This window comes from Streptomyces scabichelini (assembly GCF_011045015.1).
GTDB lineage: Bacteria > Actinomycetota > Actinomycetes > Streptomycetales > Streptomycetaceae > Streptomyces > Streptomyces scabichelini.
Genome location: NZ_JAAKZY010000098.1, coordinates 12,898 through 37,108, shown reverse-complemented (window position 1 = coordinate 37,108; position 24,211 = coordinate 12,898). Strand labels below are relative to the sequence as shown.

Below are 24,211 nucleotides of genomic sequence, written 5' to 3'. Positions count from 1 at the left end.
GCCCGTCGCGTAGGTTCGGTCTCAGGTCACCAGGGCCGTGTACCGACACCGGGCCGTATGCCCACCCTGCGACGGGCTGACGCACCGGCCCACGGCCCCGACCCCCAACGAACCCAGGGGCGCGGGGCTGTATCAATTTGCGGCTCCGCCGCGCGGGCGCGACAAGCCACAAACAACCCGCACCCGAAAACCGCTCAAGCCAGCGCTAGCGCAGGGCCTCGGCCACTTCCTTGGCCGCATCAACAACCCGCGCCCCCACCCTCTCCGGCACGGAATCCGCGAGCATCACAACCCCCACGCTCCCCTCCACCCCGGTCACCCCAAGCAGCGGCGCAGCCGCCCCGCTCGCGCCGGCCTCCAACTCCCCGTGCGTGAGCGTGTACCCGGGATCCGCCACCGTCCCGGCCGCGGCCCGCGCGGCAAGGATCGCCTTGCCCGCGGCCCCCCGGTCCAGGGGATGCCGGAACCCGGCCCGATACGCCACGTGATAGTCCGTCCACGTCGGCTCGACCACGGCAACGGCCAGCGCTTCCGTCCCGTCGACCAGAGTGAGATGCGCCGTCGCCCCGATGTCCTCGGCCAGCGACCGCAACGCGGGCAACGCGGCCTCGCGTACCAGCGGATGCACCTGCCGCCCGAGCCGCAGCACCCCGAGCCCGACCCGGGCACGGCCACCCAGATCACGTCGTACGAGAGCGTGCTGCTCAAGCGTGGCGAGCAGGCGGTACACAACCGTCCGGTTCACCCCGAGCTTGCTGGACAGCTCGGTGACGGTCAGCCCGTGATCGGTGTCGGCGAGCAACTTGAGGACACGCAGTCCTCGGTCGAGCGTCTGAGAGGTCTCCGCGGTCACGACGCCCACTCCTTAGTGGTGAGAGTCGGCGGCCCCCTCCGCGGCGGATGCGTCGCCGGTCCCAACGGCGACGCGCTTCAGAGGCCGCCGGTCGGCAAGCGTCCCGGGCACTACCCGGGCGGGCACCGGCTGCGCTCCGCGGCGGCGCTGCCACGGGGCGTGTGCGTAGCGGGACAGTAGCGAGCCGGTTCGCTCAGCGGAAGACTCCGTCCAGAATCCGGTCAGTGTCCGGTAAGAGTGTTGCATTCGTTTGTCCTGGTACGCCCAGTGCACATCACTCCCCGTGCACCACCCTCACACACAGCGCACACAAGAGGGCGCCGGTCTCGCAAGTGCGAAACCGGCGCCCACTCCCGTACAGATTCCCGTACAGGAGCTGTCACCGCATACGCGTGGCCCACTCCTGCACCTTGGCGATCCGCTGCCTCAGCTGCCCCGCCGTCGCCTCCGCGCTCGGCGGCCCGCCGCACACGCGCCGCAGCTCGGTGTGGATCACGCCGTGCGGCTTGCCGCTCTGGTGGACGTACGCGCCGACCATCGTGTTGAGCTGTTTCCTCAGCTCCAGCAGCTCCTTGTGCGTGACCACCGGCCGCCGCTCGGCGGGCACTTCGAGGAGGTCGGCCTCCTCGTCGGGCTTCTTGCGGCTGTGTGCGATCTGGCGCGCCTGCCGCTTCTGGAGCAGGAGCTGCACCTGATCGGGTTCGAGAAGCCCCGGAATCCCGAGGTAGTCCTGCTCCTCTTCGCTCCCCGGGTGCGCCTGCATGCCGAACTCGGCGCCGTCGTACAGCACGCGGTCGAAGGTGGCCTCGGACTCCAGCGCCTCGAAGGCGAACTGCTCCTGCTCGCCGGTGTCCTCGTCCTGCTCCTTGTTCGCCTCCTCCATCTCCTTCTCGGATTCGGCGTACGGGTCCTCCTCGCCCTCCTTCTTGGGCTTGTCGAGGACGTGGTCGCGTTCGACCTCCATCTCGTTGGCGAAACCGAGGAGGTCGGGGACGGTCGGGAGGAAGACGGAGGCGGTCTCGCCGCGCCGCCGGGACCGTACGAAGCGTCCGACGGCCTGCGCGAAGAACAGCGGCGTGGAGATGGTGGTCGCGTACACCCCGACGGCCAGCCGGGGCACGTCCACGCCCTCGGAGACCATGCGGACGGCGACCATCCAGCGGTCGTCGCTGTGGCTGAACTCGTCGATCCGCTCGGACGCGCCGGCGTCATCGGACAGCACGAGAGTCGCCTTGTTGCCCGTGATCTCACGGATCAGCTTCGCGTACGCCCGGGCCGAGTCCTGGTCGGAGGCGATGACGAGGGCGCCGGCGTCCGGGATGCCCTTCCGTACTTCCGTGAGCCGCTGGTCGGCGGCGCGCAGCACGCTCGGCATCCACTCGCCGCGCGGATCGAGTGCGGTACGCCAGGCCTGGCTGATGGCGTCCTTGGTCATCGGCTCGCCGAGCCGCGCCGCGATCTCGTCGCCCGCCTTCGTACGCCACCGCATGTTGCCGCTGTAGGAGAGGAAGATGACGGGCCGGACCACGCCGTCGCCGAGCGCGCTGCCGTAGCCGTAGGTGTAGTCGGCGGCGGACCGCCGGATCCCGTCGTTGCCTTCCTCGTACGCCACGAAGGGGATGGGGTTGGTGTCGGACCGGAACGGCGTACCGGTGAGCGCGAGGCGCCGGGTCGCGGGCTCGAAGGCCTCGAGGCAGGCCTCGCCCCAGGACTTCGAGTCACCGGCGTGGTGGATCTCGTCGAGGATGACGAGCGTCTTGCGCTGCTCGACGCGGTTGCGGTGCAGCATGGGCCGTACGCCCACACCGGCGTACGTGACCGCGACGCCCTGGTACTCCTTGCTGAGCGGCCCCGCGCTGTACTCCGGGTCCAGCTTGATCCCTATCCGCGCCGCCGCCTCCGCCCACTGCTTCTTCAGATGCTCGGTCGGCGCGACCACCGTCACCTGCTGCACGACATGGTGATGCAGCATCCACGACGCGAGCGTCAGCGCGAAGGTCGTCTTCCCGGCGCCGGGCGTGGCGACGGCAAGAAAGTCACGCGGCTGCTCCTGGATGTACTTCTCCATCGCCCCCTGCTGCCAGGCACGCAGCTTGCTGGCCGTACCCCAGGGGGCCCGGCCGGGGAAGGCGGGTGACAGGTGATGCGAATGGGAGGCACTGGCGGCGGTGGTAGTCACGGTCTCCGTGGGGTGGTCGGGCGGCTCGTCTACGTATGACAACCGGGCCACCTTATCGGCGGCCCGGTCGCGCCAACGCGCGGACTACGCCGCCTCGGCCGTGGATGGGATCGAGCTCACAGTCCGGCTCCTCAGCGCTCCCGGACCACCGCACCGCTCCCTGGGTCACCGTTCCCGCACCCGCGTCGTCACCCAAGCCCCCACCAACGCCACCCCCGCCATCGGCAGGAACACGGCGGCGAAGGCAGCCGGATGACCGCCGGAGGCCGCTGTGGCGGCATGCGTCACCGTGCCGCCGCCCAGGGCCGCGAACGCCGCCCCGCCGGCCGCCAGCAGGAGGACGTTCGACAGGCCGTCGGATATCTGGAGCGCGGCGGAGTTGGCACCGGCCTCCTCGGGCGGGGAGAGGTGGAGCAGCAGCACGCTGGTGGAGGAGATCACCAGGCCCATCCCGAAGCACCCGAACGCCCAGGTCACGGCCAGCGTCCACACCGGCACCGCATCGATCAGCACACTCGGCGCCGCCGCGATCGCCGCCGCGACCAGCACCATCCCCGTCAACATCAACCGCTCCCTGTACGGCTCCACCCGCGCCCGGGACTGCACGAAGGACCCCAGCGCCCAGGTGGCCCCGCCCGCCGCGAGCGAGAACCCGGCGAGCGTCGGCGAAAGCCCCCGCTGGGTGACCAGCATCAGCGGCACGAACGACTCCGCCGCGATGAACGACCCGGCCGCGATCCCGCGCAGCAGCACCACGGAAGGCAACCCGCGCGCCGCCCGGTACGTCCCGCGCGGCAGCAGTCCCAGCACCGCCGGCACCAGCAGCGCGGCCCCCGCCATCGCCGGGAGCGCCGAGAGCCACCGCACGCTTTCACCAGACCCTTCGTCGGACACGGCCTGGGCGGCGTACTGCAGCAGGCCCGCGCCCAGCGAGATGCCAAGCGCCAGCCGGATCCGGCGCCGGTCGAAGGGCCCGGCGACGGCCCCCTCCGCCGGGCCGGACGCCCGCCGCCGTATCTGCGGCAGGGCGAGCGCCAGCGGGAACACCACCAGGACCGGTATCCCGATGAACACCCAGCGCCAGCCGAGGTGTTCGGTCACCGAACCGGCGGCAAGGGGCCCGACCACGGACGGGATCACCCAGCTCGCAGCGAACGCCGCCATGATCGACGCCCGCAACCGCTCCGGATACGCCCGCCCCACGACCACGTACAACGCCACGATCACCAGTCCGCCGCCCAGCCCCTGCACCGCCCGGCCGAGGACGAACAGCCACATCACCCCCGCCGTGCCGGACAGCGCAAGGCCCGCCGCGAACGCTCCGATCCCCGCGGTCAGCGACGCCAGCGGTCCGCGCCGGTCCGACCACTGCCCGGCCAGCACCATCCCGAAGAGGCTCGTGGTGAAGTACCCCGAGAACGCGAAGGCGTACAACGAGACCCCGTCGAGCTCCCGTGCCGCCACCGGCATCGCCGTCCCCACCGCCGTCGCCTCGAAGGCGATCAGCAGCACGACGGACACGATCCCGATGCTGAGCGCCCGGTAGGGGCGCCCGAGCACGCTGTCGTCGGCGCCGGGTTCGGTCGGTGCGGCCACGGTTTCTGCGACGTCGGCGTCGCTGGGTTCGAGAGTGGTCATGGTCGTCAGCGTAAGGGGCACGGCACGCATTGGCCCCTGTCCCAAGACGGTGATCGCCCGGGACCTTGGTCGTACGCCCTCTCCTCCTTTGTGAACGCGGTATGGCAGTCCCATTGCAGCCCTGGCCCGTCGCTTGAGCTCCCCTCACCCGCGGCCTACGGTCGACGACATCGAGTTCGGAACAAGCGAAACGTTCCCGACCCGGCCGTGTGCCCGAGTGGTTGAGGGGCTCGCCTGCAAAGCGAGTTACGCCGGTTCGAATCCGGTCACGGCCTCTGGCGTCTGACCAGGCAAAAAGAAAGGGCGGCACCCCGGAAGGGTGCCGCCCTTTTGGTCCTCCGTCTCAGTTGCCGTCTCAGTTGGGGCGCGGGACGGCATCATTGCCCTGCAATGACTCGCTCACAGCATCAATCAGGTCGCTGTGTGCACGTCCGAGTCTGTACCTCTGCCGCTCCTCGCGAGCCCGCCACTCGGCCCTGGTTTCGTCGGTCGCGGTCATGATGCCATCAGCCCACTCCTGAATCCCTTCGTGGTACTGCTCGATCAACTGCCAGAGCTCACGTGCCGCCTGATGCACCCGAGCGGGCCCGAGAAGACGGAGGGGGAAGTAGGCCCCCCGAACCTGGTTCATGCTCATGCTGTAGGCGCTCCAGACATCGGTTATACGCCGCTACCTCCGACTGAGCGAGACACACCAGGTCAGACACTCACGCTGCCTCACGTTCAACGAGACGGGTCAGCCCGGCAGGACCATCGCCCGCTACGGGCGTGTCGAGGTCAGCTCCCGCTGCGGAGCACGTCGAGAACGTGGGGCCATGCAGACGTCCCCAAAAGCGCGTCGGCTTCGGGCGCGCCTCCGTACCGGAAGCGTGGGGATGCCGACGCCCACCAGGAAACAAGTGACCCGCCGGTAGCTTTCAGGGCTTCGCGATGGTGGTTTCCTTCGGCTGGCGGGGCACGTCCGGCCGGCCAACGCGCACAATCTGAACGTGGCCAATCAGAGGACACCTCCCGAGGTAGGCATCTCGGTCCGTGAGGCCGAGGTCCTTGCCGCACTCGGTGAACATCTGACCAACGCCGAGATCGGCGCTCGGTTGTTCATCTCTATCCGCACCGTCGAGAGTCATGTCTCCTCGTTGCTGCGCAAGCTCCAGGTGGACGATCGCCGTGCCCTGGCTGCCGTATCGGCGAACCTGCTCTCTGATCCGGAGGGCGCGCCGGCCGCAGTCGCGGCGCTGCCCTCGCCGTTGACGCCGTTTGTCGGGCGGGTGGCCGAGCGGGCGGCGCTGACCAAAGCGCTGCGCGAGCATCGGCTGGTCACGGCTGTGGGACCGGGCGGGGTCGGTAAGACCCGCCTGGCCCTGAGCGTCGCTGCTGAGGCGAACGATCGGTTCGCCGACGGCGTTTGGTACGTCAACCTGGTCCCAGTAGCCGACCCAATGGTGATCGCGGCGGCGATTGCGGACGCGCTGGGCCTCGGGGAGAGTGCGGGCCGCTCAGCGACAGACAACGTCATGGGCTGGATGGCCGGCCGGGAAACGCTGCTCGTGCTGGACAACTGCGAGCACCTGCTGGACGGCGTGGTGGTCCTGCTGGAGCGGCTACTGGCCGGCAGCCCCCGGCTGGCGGTGCTCGCCACCAGCCGGGCCAGGTTGCTGGTGCCCTTCGAATGGGTGTTTGCGGTGCCCGGGATGTCCGTCGAAGCCGACGACGGCGGCCCCGGTGACGCGGTCGAGCTGTTTGTCGGGCGGGCCTCGGCCGGCGGGAGCCTGCTGACGTCCGACGACAACAAGCGCATCGCCGCTGTCTGCCGGCGCCTGGACGGCGTGGCGCTGGCGATAGAACTGGCCGCTGCCCGGTACGCGTCGCTCGGACTTGATGGCCTCGAGGCCGGGTTGGCCGACCGGCTGCGGCTGCTGACCGGCGGACCACGGATCGATGACCGGCACCGTTCGTTGCGCTCGACGCTCGACTGGAGTTACGCGCTGCTGGCCGAACCCGATCAGGCGGTGCTGCGCCGGATCTCGGTTTTCGCCGGCCCGTTCACCGCCGGCGCCGCGGCGACGGTTCTGGCCGGTTGGCCGCCGGAGCCGGCCGGCTCCCTGGCGACCATCCTGGCCGGGCTCGCCGACCAGAGCTTGCTGATCGCGATCGCGGAGCCGAGTGGAACGCGCTACCGCGCCTTGGAGACGATCCGTCAGTACGGCGCAGATCGGCTCGAAGACGCCGGCGAGTCGGACCAGGCACTCTCGCGCCACCTCAATTGGTGTCTGGATGAAAGCGCAGATCTCCAGGCCACCTCCCGCGAACTCGCCGGTACCTGGCGAGGGGCGTTCGACCGGGTCGCCGACGAGTTGCGAGGTGCCCTGGCCTGGGCGGCCGGCAACACTGCCTACCGTCCCGAGGGGTACCGGTTGGCGATCGGGTTGGCCGAGCTGGCCTTCACCCGGGGCATGCCCGGGGAGTCGCAGCGGCGCTACGAGCAGGCGGCCGAGCTCGCCGCGGACGACTTGAGGGCCGCCGGCGCCTTGCGCTGTGCGGCAGGTGCCGCCGAGTCTCGGCATTTCGGCAACGACGCGCTGCGGTTGCGCAGGGCTGCGGCCGACGCGGCGATACGAGCGGGTGATCGGGTCGGTGCGGCTGGTGACCTCGCCCGGAATGCCGAGTTCATCAACCGCGCCCCGGGGCTGATCGCGACCAAGCCCGCGGATGGAGAGGTGGAGGCGCTGATCGCCGAGGGGTGGGCGCTGGCCGACAGCGACCTACCTGCGCAGGCGCGCCTGCTCACCGCCGAGGCGTGCAACGGCGCGATCGCCGATCCGGCCACCTTCGAGCTCATCGAGCGCGCGCTCACGCTGGCCCGCCGCATCGACGACCCACTGATCGAGAGCGCCGCGCTCTACCAGCTCACCGCGGTGCAGCTGGGTCGCGGCGAGGTCCGAGCCGCGGCGGCCAGCGCGATGCGGCGCACCGAGCTGCTGGCCCCGCTGCAGGTGACGGCCACGACCGGGTTGGAGTTCTTCAACGGGTTCGGCATGGCCGACCACTGCGCCGTCGCGGCCGGTGACCTACGAGCCGCGAGGGGACATGCCGAGCGCCTGCGGGATCTGCCGTTCTACCGTGAGGAGGGCCACTTGGCGACGCGGCGGCTGCTCGTCGTGACGGCGCTCGCGGGCGACTGGGACGAGACGATCACGCTGGCGGAGCGTTTCCGCGAGGGGTGGGACCGGGCCGGCCGGCCGCGTGCGGGCAATCTCAGGAGCGGCGCGTACGCGGCAGCGACGGTCCACGGGCTGCGCGGGGACGACGAAGCCCGTGCTGTGTGGCTGGACATCATCGACGCCCTCGGGACGCCGGGCCGCTCGCCGTCACCACTTCGCTACGGTGAGTTCTTCGATGCCTTGCTCCTGCTGCACCGCGGTCTGCCCCAGCAGGCGGTGCAGGTGCTGTACACGCCTCCAGGGCAGTTTACGGACTGGTACGACACCGTGTGGCGTAGCTGGTATGCCGCGGTGTGGGCCGAGGCAGCAGCCCTCAGCGGGCACCAGGACGCCGCCGCTCGCATTCAGCGCGCGCGCCTGGTGACGGTGGGAAACCCGATCGCCACCGCCATCGTCGACCGAGCGGCGGTCTTGGCCACAGGAGATGGCGACCGCGACGGTTTGACCGCCGCGGCCGCTGCCCTGGAGGGTGCCGGCTGCCGCTACCAATGGGCCCGGGCGCTCGTCTTCCTCGGCGGGGAGCATCGAGTACGTGGCGAGTCCGAGCTGGCGAGGATGGGTGCGACGGCTATGGTCTGGCCTCCACAATGATGTTGAACGGGGTCTTGGTCGCCCGCCGCACGTGTCTGAACCCGGCCTCGCGCAGTACGGCGGCCAGCCGGCGTTCACCGGCCTGCGCACCCTGTCCCAGTCCGACTTCCTGGGCGGGGCCGGCGAGTCTGGCGTGCAGATCACCGTGGACAGGCCGTCATAGGTTCGTCCGGCCGGGTTCAGGTTCTGCTCCGGTACGTCGCCGGCGTTCGGCTCGACCAGTAACAGCGTGCCGTCCGGTGCTAGAGCAGTTGTGCTCTGCCCAGCCGACGCCCGCGCCGGTGCGGAATGCGTCGACGAACACCTCGTGGTCGGCGTAGCACGACGCGATGGTCTCGAAGGTGCTGCCGAGGACGAGACCGGGCTGTCTTCGTTCGCGACGACCATGGCCTGTTCCGCCGGCAGTTCACAGGTGCCGCCGCCAGCCGGGTTGTAGACGACATAGCCGCTGGCTGCCTGGTTGCCGAGCCACGCACGGACATGGCGCTCAGTGGTATCGACGCATTGCGCCGGCACGGACGAGGTGATCGGCCCGACGCCGGCCATCGCCTTGTAAAGGCCCAGCCGGTCGCCGATGTGCAGCAGCAGCCGGGAGATGGCTGCCCCAATGTCAAGCACCGCCTGTCCGACGAACGCCTCGAGTTTCGGATCGTCGCGGCGGCGGTTGCTGTGGTCATTGGTGCCCCCGCTCTTCGGTGCAGGTCCCCGAAGGATCTGCGTGAAGGAACGTGCTCGCATGCCTGGGTGCAGCGCATCGGTGCCGAGCACGGATGCCACCACGCAATCCTCGGGTCCGTGGCGGGCACGGATGTCTGATAGCCCGCTCTGGCTCAGGGTTGGCACCGACCACAAACGGTCGCTGGTTGAGCACCCTCGAAGGAGCGTTGAAGATGATCCCACACCACGCCGTTGCCGCCCTGGCAGCCGCTCGGCGCACCAGCATGCCGGCGCCAGGCGCGAGCCTCATGGCTGGCTGAGCACGCTCTTCGCCATCGGCAACGGACCCGCGCTTCGGCTACCCGACGGTCGCCGCTGCGCCGGTTCCCAGGACTGCTGTCCACACCACCCGAGCCGCCGGCAGCCATGACCACGGCTGATGTCAGGGGCTCTGTCCACAATCGGGCTCCCAGCAGCGAACGGCGGGCACGTTGATGCCCACACCGCCGGGATCGTCCGGGATTCCCTCCCCGTTCCGCCGCCGCGCAACGCTCATCAGCAGACCGACCGCAGCCACGGCTGCCGCCACCGGACGTAGCGCACCTGCGGCGCGCATGGACCCAGGCCAGACCCACCGGCCCGTTCGGTCCAGACCAATAGAGAGCCAGACCAATAGAGAGAAGGACATCGTGAAGGCACGCAGCAAGATCTTCGGGACGCTGGTGATGGCCGCATCGGCCGGCGCCTTGAACACTCGTTCAATGAGAAAGTGGGCGCCGGCCGTGGCCGTCGGCCTCACCCTCCTCGCCACTCAGGCGTTAGGAGCCCCGCCGGCAGCGGCAGCCAGCATTCCGCCCGGCTCCGTGCAGGTCGTCGCCAAATCGTCCCCGCGCAACACCCTGGCGACGAAGGTCCCCTTCCGCGCGAACTGCCCATCCGGCCAGCGGGTACTCGGGGGCGGCGCGTTCACGGTCGGCGGCGTCCACGCCGTCATCACCGAGATGCAGCCGATCCACACCACAAGCGGGGACAGCTTCGAGGTCAGCGCGGCGGCGGACCAGTTCGGCATCCCCGTGGCCTGGAACTTCCAGGTGTTCGCGTTCTGCGCTTCCGTCCCTGCCGCGCTGGGCGTGGAGATCGTCTCCGAGACCAACGCACCGACGTCGGGCGCCACGGACCAAGCTGGGAAGCAGTGCCCGGCGGGTAAGCAACTGATCGGCGCCGGCGGCAAGATCGCCAACGGCAACGGGCAGGTAGACCTGGGCATCGCCACCAACAGCAGCGGATTCCATGCGAGCAGCAGCGCCGCCATCGCCAAGGAGGACGCCGACGGGTTCGCCGGCAACTACACCGTCACCGGCTACTCGGTGTGCGCGCGGTCGAACGTGTTCGGCGACTTCCAGCAGGTCAAGACCCAGTCCAACACCACCGCCGCGAGCCAGAAGAAGTCCCTCTCCTGCCCGTCCGGGCTGCGCCTCACCGGCCTCGCCGGCAACACAGACACGCCGGGCACCCACCTCCAGGAAATCGCACCGCGCACGACAAACGCACCCAACATCGCCGACTTCGGCGCCCAGTCCTCGATCCCGCCGAGCGGCTCTTGGACCATGGAGACGACTATCTTCTGCGCCACATAGACACTGCGCCGAACAGGCAGCGTGGGAGCATGCCCCATCCGGGCGTGCTCCCCGTGGCGTTGTCCGACCTGGTGTGAAACTGACCCATCGCTGATGGGGCTCCTTGAGAACGGGTCTGGGCGGAATTTCGTGACGGTCACGAAATTCCGCCCAGACCCGTTTTCAAGGATCCTCATCACCGCCAGGTCCAGGACGATCGATAAGGGCGCTGCACTCCGTCGCGCCCCGGTCCGACGTTGCACCAAACCCGGGACGTGGGCGACACCGCGACGACGACGTCCACGCGCGGATCGTGCACTGCCGTGAGCAGGGCCGCCTCGGCCCCCTTGGAAGTGCCTAGGATGCCGATGCGCTCCGCCCCGTTCAACCGGAGGAAGTCGACGGCGGCGGTGAACGTCTCCAGGGGGATCTCACAGATCCCCGGGGACTGCCCCGGACCGCCGAACCAGCGGATCGACACGGCCGTCCTGCCCGGCACCCCAGGCTCCTCTCGCGTCGCTCCATCGTTTGGTGCCAAGGGTCCCACGACCGTGGCAAGGGGTGGGCGCGCTTCCAGCATGGCCCCCTACAGCCGACTACCGGAGCGAGCTGGCCGCGCGAGACCTTGCTCGGGAACGGTTTTCGACCGAACGTCGTCCGCTTCGCATGCCGGTAGGCTCCTCATCGAGATAGCAGTTTCGTGTAGTCGGCCAACAAATCCATCGGTCCGCCTTCTTAGCCGACCGTAAAGGGAAGGCTTTTTTCGCACGGTTCGAGAGGGGATCTATATAAGTGGGCGGTGCGCCATCGACGTGGCGGCACCACGGGCTCAGGGTCGTCGAGCTCGGGGTCGGGGTCGGGGTCGTCAAGCTGACGCTCGCAGGGGTGCGCGGCCGTCTCAGTTTCCGTCTCATTCATCGCCGTACGCTGCCGTTCAGAGCCGTTCACTCGCCGCTGACACGCAAGGGTCTGTACCGGAATGAACGCCAGCGAACGGACACGGATCATGCTCTGACCAGCGCGGACAAACCTGCAAAGCGAGTAACGCGGGTTCGATTCCCGCCACGGCCTCTACGTGGATCCGGCGAAGTCCGGTGCGGTTCGGCAGCGCCCCGAAGGGGCGCGGGGAACTGCGCGACCAGCCACGACGGACCCGCAGGTGACGCACTGGACTTCCAGCGGAGCGCTCAGCGTTCTGCGCGATGCAGTAGCCAGAGTGTGAACGCGAGCGTGGATATGTCGGCGTTGAGGGGGCGGGGGCCGGTGTCCGGGGCGGACCACTCGTGGAGTGTCCCGGTGGTGCCGTCCACCAGGAGGTCCGTGTCCTCGAAGGGACGGTCGAGGCGGCCGAGGCGACCGAGGCGGATCAATCGGTCGGCCCCGTCCGGGAGTTGGCCCTCCGGGATCTGGGCCTCCTCAGTCCGCTCGGCCGCGTAACGCTCGGCGAGTGTCTGCAGCGGCACGTCCATCTCCAGCTGGAACATGACGCCGACCTCGGGGAGTCCCGTTTCCCGGAGGAAACGGCGGGTCGGCTCGTGCGTGAGCGTGGCCGGGAAGTCGACGTCCTCGAAGCGCATGATCCCGCCCGCGCCGAACTCCTCGTCGAGCAGCCGTGCGGGCAGTTCGAGCAGGAGATCCGCGCCCGGGTCGGCGATCCGGGTGAGGGAATGGACCAGCGCGGCCATCCTCCAGTACGCCGACACTTCGCTCCGAGCAGTCGCATCGGCCCGCACCTCCAGCCGACGCCCCGTGCCTCCGTACTCGTCGTCGGTCAGCGTGATCGCCCCCGTACCGGCGTCAATCGTCCTCATGGCTCCCCCGTGCATGTGATCGCATAGTGCATCCACAGCAGGGCACAGCCCGCCGTCCCGGCGGCCGCTCCCCACTGATCGAAAACCATACGCCGCCCCACTGACAACGCCCCAAATCCCAAGCGCCACAAGGCCGCCACGCTCAGATCCGACGCGTCCCGCGTCCGCCAAGAGCCCGACAAGAGCCCGACGAGCGAGGCCGGGACGACGGCATACAGAGGGTGTACAACAGCCGTCGGCCGTCAGTCGGCCGTCACTGCCCCGTCGTCACCACGGCCGCCTGGGGGCGGATCGGCAGGCGGTTGACCGGGCGCCCCGTCGCCGCCCGTACCGCGGAGGCGACGGCCGCCGGTGTGGTCACCACGGGCACGGCGCTGACCGCCTTGGCTCCGAAGGGCGCGACCACGTCACGCTCCTCGACGAGCTTGACGATGCGGATGTCGGGGGCGTCCAGGGCGGTGGGCAGGGCGTATCCGGTGAGGTCGGGGTGGCGGACCAGGCCGCGCGCGGTGCGCAGGTTCTCCGTGAGCGCGGCGCCGACGCCCTGCGTGACACCGGCCTCGATCCGGGCCGCGAGCTGCGCGGGGTTCAGCACCCGCCCCACGTCCTGGGCGAGCGCCAGTTCGACGACGCGTACCGAACCCAGCTCGATGTCGACGTCGACGACCGCGCGGATCGCGCAGAAGGCGAGGCCCACGAAGGCGTCTCCCTGACCGGCGGCGTCCAGCGGCTCCGTGGGATGCGGACGGCACTGCGCGGTCGCCCACAGCTCCTTGCCGTCCATCGCCTCCGAGACGGTGGTCGACAGCACGCCGTCGTACGAGGTGATCTTGCCGTCGGTGATCTGGAGCAGCTCGGTGGACATCCCGAACTTGTGCGCAAGGGGCTGCAGCAGCTGCGTACGGACCATCTTGGCGGCCCGTTCGACCGCGCCGCCGGAGACCCAGGTGTGGCGGCCGCGGCAGCCAGGGCCCGCCGGGGGCTGATCGGTGTCCACGGAGGCGACGTGCACCTCTTCGATGCCGAGCGTCTCCTGGACGATCTGCCGGGCCAGCGTGGTGAAGCCCTGGCCGGTCTCCACGGCCGCGCAAAGCACCGTGGCGACGCCGTCGTGGACCTTCACGGTGGCGGTCGAGACCTCGTCCGCGCCTTCGGCGCCGAGCATGTGGACCATGCCGAGGGCGTAGCCGACACCGCGCCGCACGGCTCCCGGTTCACCGGCTCCCTCGGGGCCGCCGGGCAGCAGCCACTCGTCCTCGGGGGTGTCCTTGGGCAGGGCGGGGAGCGGGAAGTCCCGTACGGCTTGCAGCAGTTCGGCCACGGGCGCCGGGCAGGTCACCGACTGGCCGGTGGGAAGTACGTCTCCTGTGGCCATCGCGTTGCGCAGGCGCAGCTCGGCCGGGTCGATGCCGAGCTTCTTCGCCAGCTTGTCCATCTGCGCCTCGTAGGCGGCGCACACCTGCATGGCGCCCTCGCCGCGCACGTGCCCGGAGGGCGGGTTGTTCGTGCGGACGGCCCAGCCCTCGATGAAGGCGTTCGGGACGACGTACGGGCCGCAGGCGAAGGAGACCGCGGCGGCCAGCGCCTCCGACGACGTGTCCGCGTACGCGCCCGCGTCGAGCAGGATCTGCGCCTCGACCTTCACCAGCCTGCCGTCGGCGTCCGCGTGATGGCGGTAGCGCAGGAGGGTGGGGTGGCGGTGGACGTGCCCCAGGAAGGACTCTTCGCGCGTCGCCGCCAGTTTGACCGGACATCCGGTCTTCAGGGCAAGCAACCCCAGGGGGAGTTGGAAGCCCTGGTCCTCACGGTCGGCGGTGGCGCCGGGCACGCCGGTGACAACGACCTTCACGCGGTCCGGTTCCAGGCCGTAGCAGGCGGCGGCGGTGTCGCGGTCGCCGTGCGGGTCGGTGGAGGCGAGGTAGAGCTCGACTCCCCCGTCGGGGCGGGGTACGGCGAGTCCGGCCTCCGCGCCGATCGGGGCGGGGTCCTGGCGGCCGATGCGGTACAGGCCCTCGACGACGATGTCGCCGGCCGCGTCGGAGTCGCCGTGCCGCAGCGGGATGTGCCGGATCAGGTTGCCGTCGGGGTGCAGGGGCTCGGCCTCGAAGGCCTGCTCGGGGTCGGTCACCGGATCGAGTACTTCGTACTCGACGATGACGGCGGCCGCGGCCATCCGCGCGGTGTCCGGGTGGTCGGCGGCGACGGCCGCGATGGGCTCCCCGTGGTGGCGTACGACCTCCGAGGCGAACACCGGGCGGTCGGCCGTGCCGCGGCCGTACATCGCACTGCCCGGCACGTCCTCGTGCGTGACGACGGCCCGTACGCCGACCATCTGGAGCGCGTGGGTGGTGTCGATGGACACGATGCGCGCGTGCGGGTGCGGTGAGCGCAGCACGGCGGCCCACAGCAGGCCCTCGGCCCACAGGTCCGCCGCGTACGGGAACGTGCCCTCCGTCTTGGCGCGGGCCTCCGCGGACGGCAGGGACGCGCCGAGGCCGTGCGGCAACTGGTCCGGAGCGGGAGCGGCCTCCACGGTGGTCGTGGTGGCGGTTTCGTTGCTCACGCCTGGCCTCCGTCCTGGCCGTAGGGCTGCTCACGCGGATCGTAGGGCTGCTCACGGGGATCGTACGGCTGCTCACGCGGTGCCGAGGCCTCGTATGCGGATGGGTTGACGCTACCCTCGCCGGGGCCCGCCTGGTGCGGGATACGGGCCTCCTCGGCGTCCGGGGAAGTTTCGGCGGACGCGTGCTCGCGCTCGGCGACGACCTCGCGCACGGCGTCCAGGACGCCCCGGTAGCCGGAGCAGCGGCACAGGTTGCCGCACAGCGCCTGGCGGGTCTCCAGTTCGGTGGGCGCCGGGTTGCCCTCGAGGAGGTCGTGCACGGTCATCGCCATGCCCGGTACGCAGAAACCGCACTGCACGGCGCCGCGGTTGGCGAGGGCCCGCTGCACGTCCGAGGGCTGCCCGTCGGCGGCGAGTCCCTCGACGGTGCGCACCTCGCTGCCCGCGGTGGTCACGGCGGGCACCAGGCAGGACGCCACGAGCCGTCCGTCGACCTGCACGTTGCAGGCCCCGCACTCGCCCTGCGAGCAGCCGTCCTTGGCGCCCGCGAGTCCGAGCCGCTCGCGCAGTACGTAGAGCAGCGATTCGCCGATCCAGGCGGCCGTCACGGGCCGGTCCACGCCGTTCACCCGCAGGACGTACGAGGCGATGGGGTGCATCTCGTCGTGCCGAGAGCCCGGGGAGTCGTCGGCCGCGGAATCCTCGGCGGAGTCCTCAGAGGCGTCCGCGGACTCCTCCTGGGACACCGCTTCGGGGTCGCGGGCCGGTTCGTCGGCGGGTTCCGCGACGCCGCGCTCGGCCGGCCCCTCCACGAGCTCTTCGCGCTCTGCGAAGGCGTTCTCTCCGGAGGCGTGATCTCCGGAGGGGTGGTCTCCGGAGGCGTTCTCTACGGAGATGGCGATTTCGTCGGCGTGCTCTCCGGAGACGGCGATGATCTCGGCAGCCTCGTCGGCGCGGGTGGTCGCGGGGCTCTCGGCGTGGGCAACGGCTTCCTCCGAAGGCGCCGGCTGCTCCACGTGCTGCTGCTCCGGGTCGGGCTGTGCCCAGGACTCCTGGGCCCACGGCGCCGCCGCACCGCCCGGCAACGTCGCCGGAGGAGTCCCCCCGCCCCACTGCTCGACCAGGGACGACGTGGTGAATTCGCCGGACTCGTCGGGCAGGTCACCGTCGGCGACGGGGATGGACCACTGTCCGGTCACGTCGTGTCCCGGGGCGCCCGAGCTCTCCTGTGCGGGCTCCTCGAAGGTCCACTGGCCTGTGGCCCTCGGGTCGTACCCGAAACCGTCCTGAGCGGGCCGCTGGGGCTCTTCGGGGAGCGCGTTCGGCTCCGGCCACCGCACCTCCTGCGGCTGCCCGGCGTCGGCCGCGATGTCCGGCGGCACATAGCCGTGGCCGGGAGCGGCGAGCGGGGAGTCGGACAGGAGCGCGTCGATGCCCCCTTCGGGGAGCTGGACGAAGGCGGTGGCGCCGTCGTCGTAGTCGCCCTGGGGCAGCGGATCCCAGCGGCTGCCCGCCTGTGGGGTGCCCTCTCCGTGTTGGTCGTCGGTCACGAAAGTGCCCTCCCCAGTGCTCGTCGGGCCAACGCGGCGACGGTGCGCCGCAGGTGCAGTACGGCGGGCGGCAGCGACTGTACGGAGCCGTCCTCGGCGGGGGCGGGATCGGGGATGCAGGCCGCCGCGACGTACTCCCCGAAGGCGCCCCGCGCCTCCGGAACGATCGCGCGGTTGTTGTCCCAGTCGATCAGCGAGGCGACCCACTGCTCGGCCTCCAGGGGCCGCAGCGGCATCGGCGCTATGGCGCCCACGGCGCACCGCACTCCGCGCCTGGCGGGGTCGAGGACGAGCGCCACGGACGCGAGGGCGCGTCCGGGGCCCGTCCGTCCGGTCGCCTTCACGAAGACCTGCGGGGCGTGCAGCAGCGGCACGCGCACGTAGCCGATGAGTTCGCCCGCGCGCAGCATCTCCATGCCGGCGAGCAGGTGCGAAACGGGGATCTCACGGCGGGCGCCGCCCTGGCCCGCGATGATCAGCGTCGCCTCCAGGGCGGCGAGCACCGGAAGCGCGTCCCCCGTAGGGGAAGCCGAGGCGATGTTGCCGCCCAGGGTGCCCGCGTTGCGGATCTGCGGTGGTCCCGCGGCTCTCGCGGCGGCCGCGAGGGCGGGGATGAGGGCCGCGAAGTCGGGGCGGCCCATGCGGGCGTGCGTGAGGCCCGCGCCGAGCAGCGCGTGGCCGTCCTGGTACTGCCAGCCGCGGATCTCGCTGATCCGGCCGAGGCCGACGAGCGCGGCGGGCCGCAGCTGCCCTGAGTTGACGGAGGTCATGAGGTCGGTGCCGCCCGCCACGGGAACGGCGGCAGGCATGGCGGCGAGCGCCGCCACCGCCTCGTCCAGCGAGGCGGGCAGCGTCACGGACTGCGCCGCCTGCGGTGCGTGCGTGGTCAAACCGGCTGCCCCTTCCCGCTGCCCCACCTGGTCCCACCTGTGCTGCCGTACGGTACGTGCTGACAGGGCGGACGTGGCAACTCTGGCACATCTTCCTCACAGCACGATGCGGGGGTCCGCTAGGAGGCATTCGTACCTGTCTCCCGGGATGGCCCGATTTCGCACGACATCACCGGTCAGAGCGAATTGGCACTCTTCGGAGACCTTGGCCGCCTTTCGCCCTGCGGGTCACCGTCCCAGGGCGAGCGGTCCGTGGCACCCCCCTGGAAGTCGGCTCACACGTTTGGGGGCGCCCCCTCGATCGGGCGTCCGAGCACCCCCGGTCGCCGCTGCCAGGGCAGGGGTCCCGCGGGCGGGCGATAGGCGACTCCCAGGGCGTCAAGCCGCCTGTAGTGGGCGCTCATCCGCTGCTCGAAGCCGGTGAAGTCGCGTTGCGCGGGGGCGGGCAGCGAACTCCACGCGACCTCGGCGAAGGCCGCGAGCCGAGGGAACGTCTGGTAGTCCACGCGCGCGTGATCCTCCATCACCTCGGTCCACACGTTGGCCTGCGTGCCGATCACGTGCCGCGCCTGATCGGGGGTCAACTGCGGTGGTACGGGCTCGAAGCGGTAGACGTCCTCCAGAGTGCGTACGTATGCGATGGGCACCGGTTCGTCGGCGCCTCCGTCCTGGCGGTAATCCAAGTACACCTGCTGCTCGGGGCACATGACGACGTCGTGGCCCGCCCGGGCGGCCGTGATACCGCCCTGGTAGCCGCGCCACGACGAGACGGCGGCCCCGGGCGCCAAGCCGCCCTCCAGGATCTCGTCCCAGCCGATCAGCCGACGTCCGCGCGCGGTCAGCCAGTTGTCGAAGTGCCGGATGAACCACGACTGCAACTCGTCCTCGTCCGCGAGCCCCAGGTCCCTGATCCGCTTCTGTACCGTCGGGGACTCCCTCCACTGTTCCTTGGCGCACTCGTCGCCGCCGATGTGAACGAACTCCGAGGGGAACAGCTCCAGGACCTCCTCGAAGACCTCCTCGTAGAAGCGAAGGGTGTTGTCAGTGGGAGCCAGTACGTTGTGGGAGATGCCCCAGTTGTCCCAGACGGAGAGGGAGGTCGTGTCGATGACGTCGGTGTTGCCGAGTTCCGGGTATGCGGCGATGGCGGCCTGCGAGTGGCCCGGGATGTCGATCTCGGGGACCACGGTGATATGCCGCTCGGCGGCGTACGCGACGATCTCGCGGATGTCGTCCTGGGTGTAGTAGCCGCCGTGCGGCTTCTCCTCCCAGAGGGGCGAGGCGCGATGGCCGAATTTCGTGCGCGCCCGCCACGATCCGATCTCCGTGAGCTTCGGGTGACGCTTGATCTCGATGCGCCAGCCCTGGTCGTCGGTGAGGTGGAAGTGGAAGACGTTCAGCTTGTGCGCGGCCATCAGGTCGAGATAGCGCAGGACGCCGTCCTTGGGCATGAAGTGCCGTGAGACGTCGAGCATGAGGCCGCGCCAGCGAAAGCGGGGCGTGTCGCGGATCGTGACCGGGGACACTTCCCACTCCGGCTTCCTGGTCACCGGCGCGCGGCGGAAGGCGTCCGGGCCGAGCAGTTGACGGAAGGTCTGGGCACCCCAGAACAGGCCGGCCGCACTCGCCCCGTCGATGACGACCCGGTCGCGGTCAACGGTGAGGCGGTACGCCTCGGGGCTGCCGAGTTCGTCGGCGAGGGGCGGCAGGATCCGCAGCAGGATGCGGTTCCCGCTGTCCGACGCCTCGGCGGCCGGCCGCAGTGGCAGTCCGGTCGCGGCGCCCACGGTCGCCCGCAGCCACTGCACGACCGGCTCGGCGCCCCGGCCCGCCTCGATGCCGGTTTCCCAGCTGAGGACGAAGGCCTCCTTGCCCCCGGCCTCGGCGCTCAGGGGCGCCGGAATCACATCCGTCAGTGAAGTCACGTCAGTCCTTTACCGCGCCGCCCAGTCCGGAGACCAGCCGTCGCTGTACGAGTACGAAGAAGACCAGCACCGGAATCGTCATCACCGTGGATCCGGCCATCAGGCCACCCCAGTCCGGCTTGTCCGGGTTGTAGAACACGAGGAGGGCCATCGGCAGAGTCGACTGCGAAGTGTCGCTGATGATGAAGGACTTGGCGAACAGGAAGTCGTTCCAGGTGGAGATGAAGGAGAACACGCTCGTGGCGACGAGCCCCGGAAACACCAGCGGGAAAAGGATCTGCCACAGGAAGCGCGCCCGGCTCGCCCCGTCGATGTACGCGGCCTCCTCCAGCGCCTCCGGGACCGCCTTCACAAAGCCCCGCAGCATCCAGATCGCGAACGGCAGGGAGAACGCGATGTGCGGCAGGATCAGCGAGCCCAGCGTGTTCAGCTGACCGAAGTCCCGCATCAGGAAGAAGAGGGGGATCGTCAGGGCCTCGATGGGCACCATCTGCGCGACGAGGAACATGATCAGCAGGGTCGTACGGAAGCGGAAGCGGAATCGTGTCACCGCGGTCGCCGCGAGAAACGCGATGAGCGCGGAGACGACGACCACGGTGACCGCGACGAGAAGGCTGTTGAGGAAGTAACGGCCGAATTCCTGCTGTTCGAAGACGCGCCGGAAGGAGTCCAGGGACGGGGTGAGTGTCCAGGGCCGGGGCTCGGTCGACTCGATCTCGCCGGCCGGTTTGAAGGCGCTCAGCACCATCCAGTAGAGGGGGAACGCAACCACGGCGGCGATCAGCAGAGCCGAAGCCTCGGCGGCCAGCCGCCAGGGCCGCCGCACCCGGAGACGTACGGGAAATCTCAACGACCTCAGCGAACCCAACGAACTCACAGCTCCTCCCCTTGCCTGCGCAGCAGCCGCAGATAGACGAGCGTGACCGCCAGCAGAATCAGCAGCATCACCACTCCGATCGCCGAGCCGAGGCTGTACTGCGAGGAGGCGAACGCCTTCTGGTACGCGTACACGTTCAGCACGAGGTTCTGTCCGGCGATGCCTCCGCCGTTCGTCATGACGTAGATCTGGGTGAAGACCTTGAAGTCCCAGATGACCGACTGGATGGTGACGACCACGAGGATCGGCCGGAGCATCGGCGCGAGTACCGAGCGCCAGATGCGCCACTGCGAGGCGCCGTCCAGGGCCGCCGCCTCCAGCACCTCGCCGGGGACGGCGCGGATGCCCGCGTACACCGTGACCATCACGAACGGGAAGGAGCACCAGACGACTTCGAGCAGTACGAGGGCGAAGGCGCTGTAACGGCCGTACGTCCACGAGTGGTCGCCGAGCCCCAGGATCCGGTTGACCGGTCCGAAGTCGGGGTCGAACAGGAACAGCCACACCGTCGAGCCGGTGATCGCGGGCGTGGCCCAGGCGCCCAGCGCGGCCAGCATCAGGGCGAGCCGCGGCAGGGCCCGTACGCGCGTCAGCAGCACGGCCAGCGCGCAGCCGACCGCGAGCGTCGACACGACGCAGGCCGCCGCGAACACCACGGTCGCCAGCAGCACCTGCCAGAACTCGTCGTCCCCGAAGAGCGTCGCGTAGTTCCCGAACCCCTGGAAGGTCGTCGGCTCCCCGCCGCTGACCTGGGCCTGTGTGTACTCCAGGAAGGAGATCAGCCCGAGCTGGTAGACGGGGTAGACGAGCAGCCCGGCGATGACGACGAGGGCGGGCGCGAGATAGAGCCAGGGCGTCCAACCACCGCTTCCGCGCCGGGACTTCCCCGTCGGCGCTCCGCTGCCGCGCAGCCGGTGCGCCCCGGGCGCCGGGCTCTTGGCAGCCCGCCGCCCGGGCGAGGCGGCGGGCCCCGCCTCGCCGACGGCGCCCACAGCAAGGCCACCGCGGCGCGCTCCGGCCGCGGAAGCGGCCTCGGCGAACGCCTCGCCAGACGCAACCGAGTCCGCCCCACCGGACGAAGACGGAGCCGCCGCGGTCGGTCGGGGCGGCTCCGGCTCGCCGGTGTGTCCCGTGGCTGCGCCGTGGCCCGGCGGCGGAGGGCCCGGGGACGCACCGTTCGACATCCGCTTCACCCCGCGGAGCTGAACGCGGCGTTCATCTTCTTCGCCGCGTCCTCGGCAGCCGCCGCCACGTCCTTCTTGCCGCTGACGACCTCCTGGAACATCGTCGGCAGCACGAGCGAGGCGTCGATCTCGGCCCAGGCCGGCGAGGCGGGCACGAACTTGGTGCCCGCGCCGAGCGTCTTCACGAAGGGTGCGACGAACGGCTCCTTCTTCGCGACGTCCGCGCGCACGTCCGAGTACGTCGGCAGGAAGCCCATCGCGTCGAAGAGTTCGCCCTGTGTCTTCTTCGAGGCGAGCTGCTCCATCAGATCGACGGCGAGCGTGCGGTGCGAAGTGCTCTTCAGTACGCCGATGTTGTTGCCGCCCGCGAACGCCGGCGCGATCTCGCCCGATTTGAGGCCCGGCAGCGGTACGACGGCGTACTTGCCCTTGACCTTCCCGGCCTCGACCGCCTGGTGGTTGAAGTCACCGCCGATCACCATGCCCGCCTTGCCGGAGGCGAAGGCCGTGACCGTGTCGTTGCCGCCCATGCTCGCGCACTTGGCGGCCGGGCAGTTGTCGTCGCCGAAGAGCGAGGTGTAGGCCGTGATGCCCTTCCGGGCCGCCGCGCTGTCGATCGTCGCGGCGTACGAACCGCCCTTGCCCTCGGCGATCTCGCCGCCGTTGGACCAGATGAACGGCATCGCGGCGTACGTGGACACGCCACCGACCGCGAGCCCGTACAGCTCGGGTTTCGCCTGCCGGATCTCCTTCGCGGTGGCGATCAACTCGCTCTGCGTCTTGGGGACTTCGAGGCCCAGCTCCTTGAAGATGTCCGTGCGGTAGTACAGAGCGCGTACGCCGACGAAGAACGGGGCGCCGTAGATCTTCCCGTCGACCGTCACGGACTGCTTGGCCGTCGGGTCGGTGTCCTTGGCCTCGCCCCAGTCCGTGAACTCCTTGGTGACGTCGGCGAGTCCGCCGTCCTTGACGTACCCGGCGGTGTCCGTGTTTCCGTATTCCATGAGGTCCGGCGCGCTCTTGGGATCGTTGAAAGCGGCCTTGATCTTCTGGGCGCGGGTCTCGACGGGGATGTACTCGACGTCGACCTTCGTGCCCTCGTGGGCCTTCTCGAAGGCCTCCACGGTGGCGTCGACGACCTTCTCCTTCGGCCCGTTGCTGACCTCCTGGAAGAGCCACACGCGCAGCGTCCCGCTCTTCTCGTCCGTACCGCCGGAGTTGTCGGAGGACTCAGGGGCACAGGCGGTCGCGGTGAGCGCGGCGACCACAAGTGCGGCTACCGGGGCGGCTGTTCGGGCAGAGAAGCGGGCAGAGAATCTGGCGGGGAACTTCATCGGGCTTCCTCCGAGGGGGCGAGTGTTGCAACATACGCAATGCGTGTTTCACTCTGCACAACACCACGGAGGCTAGGAGTTCATGGACATGCAAACAAGAGGCCCCCAAAGGTCTCTACCACTCTGTGACCGCCGAAAGCGCCCTGTGCAACGGCCCTGGACACAGACAAGGCCGCGGCGCCCCGCACTGGGGCGCCGCGGCCTTGTCAGGCATGCCGGACTACGCGGCGTACCGCCGCTTGAGCGAAAAGGGAGCAGGCGTTACTTGTCGCCGCCCTTGCCCTGGTCTCCGCCGGAGCCCATGGACTCGTAGATCTCCTTGCACATGGGACACACGGGATACTTCTTCGGGTCACGGCCCGGCACCCACACCTTGCCGCAGAGCGCGACAACAGGCGTGCCGTCCAGCGCGCTCGCCATGATCTTGTCCTTCTGGACGTAGTGGGCGAAGCGCTCGTGGTCACCGTCACCATGGGAGGTCTGCGGCGCCGGCTCGACCAGGGTCCCCGTACCAGTCCCGCGCTGAGGCTGGGTCTCAGGCTCAAGAGTGCTCATGACTGCAAGGGTACTGAAGCTCACATGCATCAGTTGAGCGAAGGGTCGTCCGGGTACGTCGCCACCATCGCCAGCTCGCTGCGCTGCCGGCGGAGCACCTCGCGCCACAGCCGTTCCGGCGACGGGGAGGAGACGTCGCCAGGCTCGGACTCGACGACATACCAGGCACCCTCGACGAGTTCGTCCTCCAGTTGACCGGGCCCCCAGCCGGCGTATCCGGCGAAGATCCGCAGGCTGCCGAGGGCCGAGGCGAGCAGCTCCGGCGGGGCCTCCAGGTCCACGAGCCCGATCGCGCCGTGCACGCGGCGCCACCCGAGGGGCGCCCGCTCCGCGGACGAGCCGCCGGGGATCACGGCGACGCCGAGTGCCGAGTCGAGCGAGACCGGTCCGCCCTGGAAGACGACGCCCGGCTCACCGGCGAGGTCGGCCCAGCCCTCGAGGATGTCGCCGACGTCCACAGGTGTGGGGCGGTTGAGGACGACGCCCAGGGAGCCGTCCTCGTCGTGGTCGAGGAGCAGCACCACAGCGTGGTCGAAATTCGGGTCCGCCAGGGCGGGAGTGGCCACGAGCAGCCGCCCTGTGAGCGAGGACACCTCGGTCATGCCAGACATGATCCCGCATCTTCCCCGCGCGGGGGGAGGCAATGCGCGTACCGGTGTGAATGCAGCTTGAATTAAAAAAGCGGCCTGGTGAAGGCCTCCTTTGAGGGTGGTGGTGGGAGACGGGCGGGATCACAGAAGCAGGCGGAGCGCACGCCCCTCCCGGTG

The 24,211-nt window shown here is 70.0% G+C and carries 18 protein-coding genes, 1 tRNA gene and 1 pseudogene; 4 read left to right on the top strand and 16 right to left on the bottom strand.

The genetic code is table 11. The features are described 5' to 3' along the window. Positions 1–205 precede the first annotated feature (205 nt). The 3 genes from G5C60_RS27695 to G5C60_RS27685 form a co-directional block, all read right to left on the bottom strand. On the bottom strand, positions 206–853 hold the full coding sequence (locus G5C60_RS27695) for an IclR family transcriptional regulator (protein WP_165263650.1): 648 nt from the start codon (positions 851–853) through the stop codon (positions 206–208). Positions 854–1,232: 379 nt separating this feature from the next. Then, positions 1,233–3,032, bottom strand: coding sequence for a DEAD/DEAH box helicase family protein (locus tag G5C60_RS27690; protein WP_165263649.1), 1,800 nt, complete (start codon positions 3,030–3,032; stop codon positions 1,233–1,235). A gap of 165 nt (positions 3,033–3,197) precedes the next feature. Continuing rightward, complete coding sequence (locus G5C60_RS27685; protein ID WP_165263648.1) at positions 3,198–4,670, bottom strand: MFS transporter; 1,473 nt, start codon at positions 4,668–4,670, stop codon at positions 3,198–3,200. A gap of 203 nt (positions 4,671–4,873) precedes the next feature. Between G5C60_RS27685 and G5C60_RS27680 the strand changes: the two genes are divergently transcribed. Beyond that, positions 4,874–4,945, top strand: a tRNA-Cys gene (locus G5C60_RS27680). 80 nt (positions 4,946–5,025) lie between these two features. Here G5C60_RS27680 and G5C60_RS27675 read toward each other — a convergent pair. Beyond that, entirely contained in the window at positions 5,026–5,307 is a 282-nt protein-coding gene (locus G5C60_RS27675; protein ID WP_165263647.1) for a hypothetical protein, read from the bottom strand. Positions 5,308–5,659: 352 nt separating this feature from the next. Between G5C60_RS27675 and G5C60_RS27670 the strand changes: the two genes are divergently transcribed. Beyond that, positions 5,660–8,482, top strand: coding sequence for an ATP-binding protein (locus tag G5C60_RS27670; protein ID WP_338145945.1), 2,823 nt, complete (start codon positions 5,660–5,662; stop codon positions 8,480–8,482). A 31-nt stretch (positions 8,483–8,513) separates the two neighbouring features. Further along, complete coding sequence (locus G5C60_RS53265) at positions 8,514–8,645, top strand: hypothetical protein (protein WP_277611384.1); 132 nt, start codon at positions 8,514–8,516, stop codon at positions 8,643–8,645. 227 nt (positions 8,646–8,872) lie between these two features. Here the strand turns inward: G5C60_RS53265 and G5C60_RS54270 are convergent. Next, positions 8,873–9,220 (bottom strand): annotated as a pseudogene (locus G5C60_RS54270) (hypothetical protein); the annotation flags it as partial. A 680-nt stretch (positions 9,221–9,900) separates the two neighbouring features. Here G5C60_RS54270 and G5C60_RS27665 point away from each other — a divergent pair. Beyond that, positions 9,901–10,776 (top strand): hypothetical protein, encoded by an 876-nt coding sequence (locus G5C60_RS27665; RefSeq protein WP_165263646.1) that lies wholly within the window; start codon positions 9,901–9,903, stop codon positions 10,774–10,776. Between the two features lie 175 nt (positions 10,777–10,951). Here G5C60_RS27665 and G5C60_RS27660 read toward each other — a convergent pair whose 3' ends face one another. The 11 genes from G5C60_RS27660 to G5C60_RS27610 all read right to left on the bottom strand — a co-directional run bounded on the left by G5C60_RS27660 (position 10,952) and on the right by G5C60_RS27610 (position 24,046). Beyond that, positions 10,952–11,254, bottom strand: coding sequence for an acyl-CoA thioester hydrolase/BAAT C-terminal domain-containing protein (locus G5C60_RS27660; protein WP_338145944.1), 303 nt, complete (start codon positions 11,252–11,254; stop codon positions 10,952–10,954). A gap of 688 nt (positions 11,255–11,942) precedes the next feature. After that, entirely contained in the window at positions 11,943–12,566 is a 624-nt protein-coding gene (locus G5C60_RS27655; protein WP_338145943.1) for an SUKH-4 family immunity protein, read from the bottom strand. A 253-nt stretch (positions 12,567–12,819) separates the two neighbouring features. After that, positions 12,820–15,129 carry a molybdopterin cofactor-binding domain-containing protein gene (locus G5C60_RS27650; protein WP_165263644.1) on the bottom strand — a complete coding sequence of 770 codons (2,310 nt, stop codon included), beginning with the start codon at positions 15,127–15,129 and terminating at the stop codon, positions 12,820–12,822. Further along, positions 15,126–16,679, bottom strand: coding sequence for a 2Fe-2S iron-sulfur cluster-binding protein (locus G5C60_RS27645; RefSeq protein WP_165263643.1), 1,554 nt, complete (start codon positions 16,677–16,679; stop codon positions 15,126–15,128). The genes G5C60_RS27650 and G5C60_RS27645 overlap by 4 nt, the downstream gene beginning before the upstream one ends. Next, positions 16,676–17,569, bottom strand: a complete 894-nt coding sequence (locus G5C60_RS27640) for an FAD binding domain-containing protein (RefSeq protein ID WP_165263642.1) — start codon at positions 17,567–17,569, stop codon at positions 16,676–16,678. The genes G5C60_RS27645 and G5C60_RS27640 overlap by 4 nt, the downstream gene beginning before the upstream one ends. 275 nt (positions 17,570–17,844) lie before the next feature. Continuing rightward, positions 17,845–19,485 carry a beta-N-acetylhexosaminidase gene (locus tag G5C60_RS27635; protein WP_165263653.1) on the bottom strand — a complete coding sequence of 547 codons (1,641 nt, stop codon included), beginning with the start codon at positions 19,483–19,485 and terminating at the stop codon, positions 17,845–17,847. 10 nt (positions 19,486–19,495) lie between these two features. Next, on the bottom strand, positions 19,496–20,371 hold the full coding sequence (locus tag G5C60_RS27630; protein ID WP_338145942.1) for a carbohydrate ABC transporter permease: 876 nt from the start codon (positions 20,369–20,371) through the stop codon (positions 19,496–19,498). Then, positions 20,368–21,363, bottom strand: a complete 996-nt coding sequence (locus G5C60_RS27625; RefSeq protein WP_165263641.1) for a carbohydrate ABC transporter permease — start codon at positions 21,361–21,363, stop codon at positions 20,368–20,370. The genes G5C60_RS27630 and G5C60_RS27625 overlap by 4 nt, the downstream gene beginning before the upstream one ends. 197 nt (positions 21,364–21,560) lie before the next feature. Next, a complete protein-coding gene (locus tag G5C60_RS27620; protein WP_165263640.1) occupies positions 21,561–22,889 on the bottom strand; it encodes an extracellular solute-binding protein in 1,329 nt (442 codons plus the stop codon). Positions 22,890–23,150: 261 nt separating this feature from the next. Then, positions 23,151–23,444, bottom strand: a complete 294-nt coding sequence (locus tag G5C60_RS27615; RefSeq protein WP_165263639.1) for a DUF3039 domain-containing protein — start codon at positions 23,442–23,444, stop codon at positions 23,151–23,153. A gap of 29 nt (positions 23,445–23,473) precedes the next feature. Beyond that, positions 23,474–24,046 (bottom strand): YqgE/AlgH family protein, encoded by a 573-nt coding sequence (locus tag G5C60_RS27610; protein WP_165263638.1) that lies wholly within the window; start codon positions 24,044–24,046, stop codon positions 23,474–23,476. Positions 24,047–24,211 lie beyond the last annotated feature (165 nt).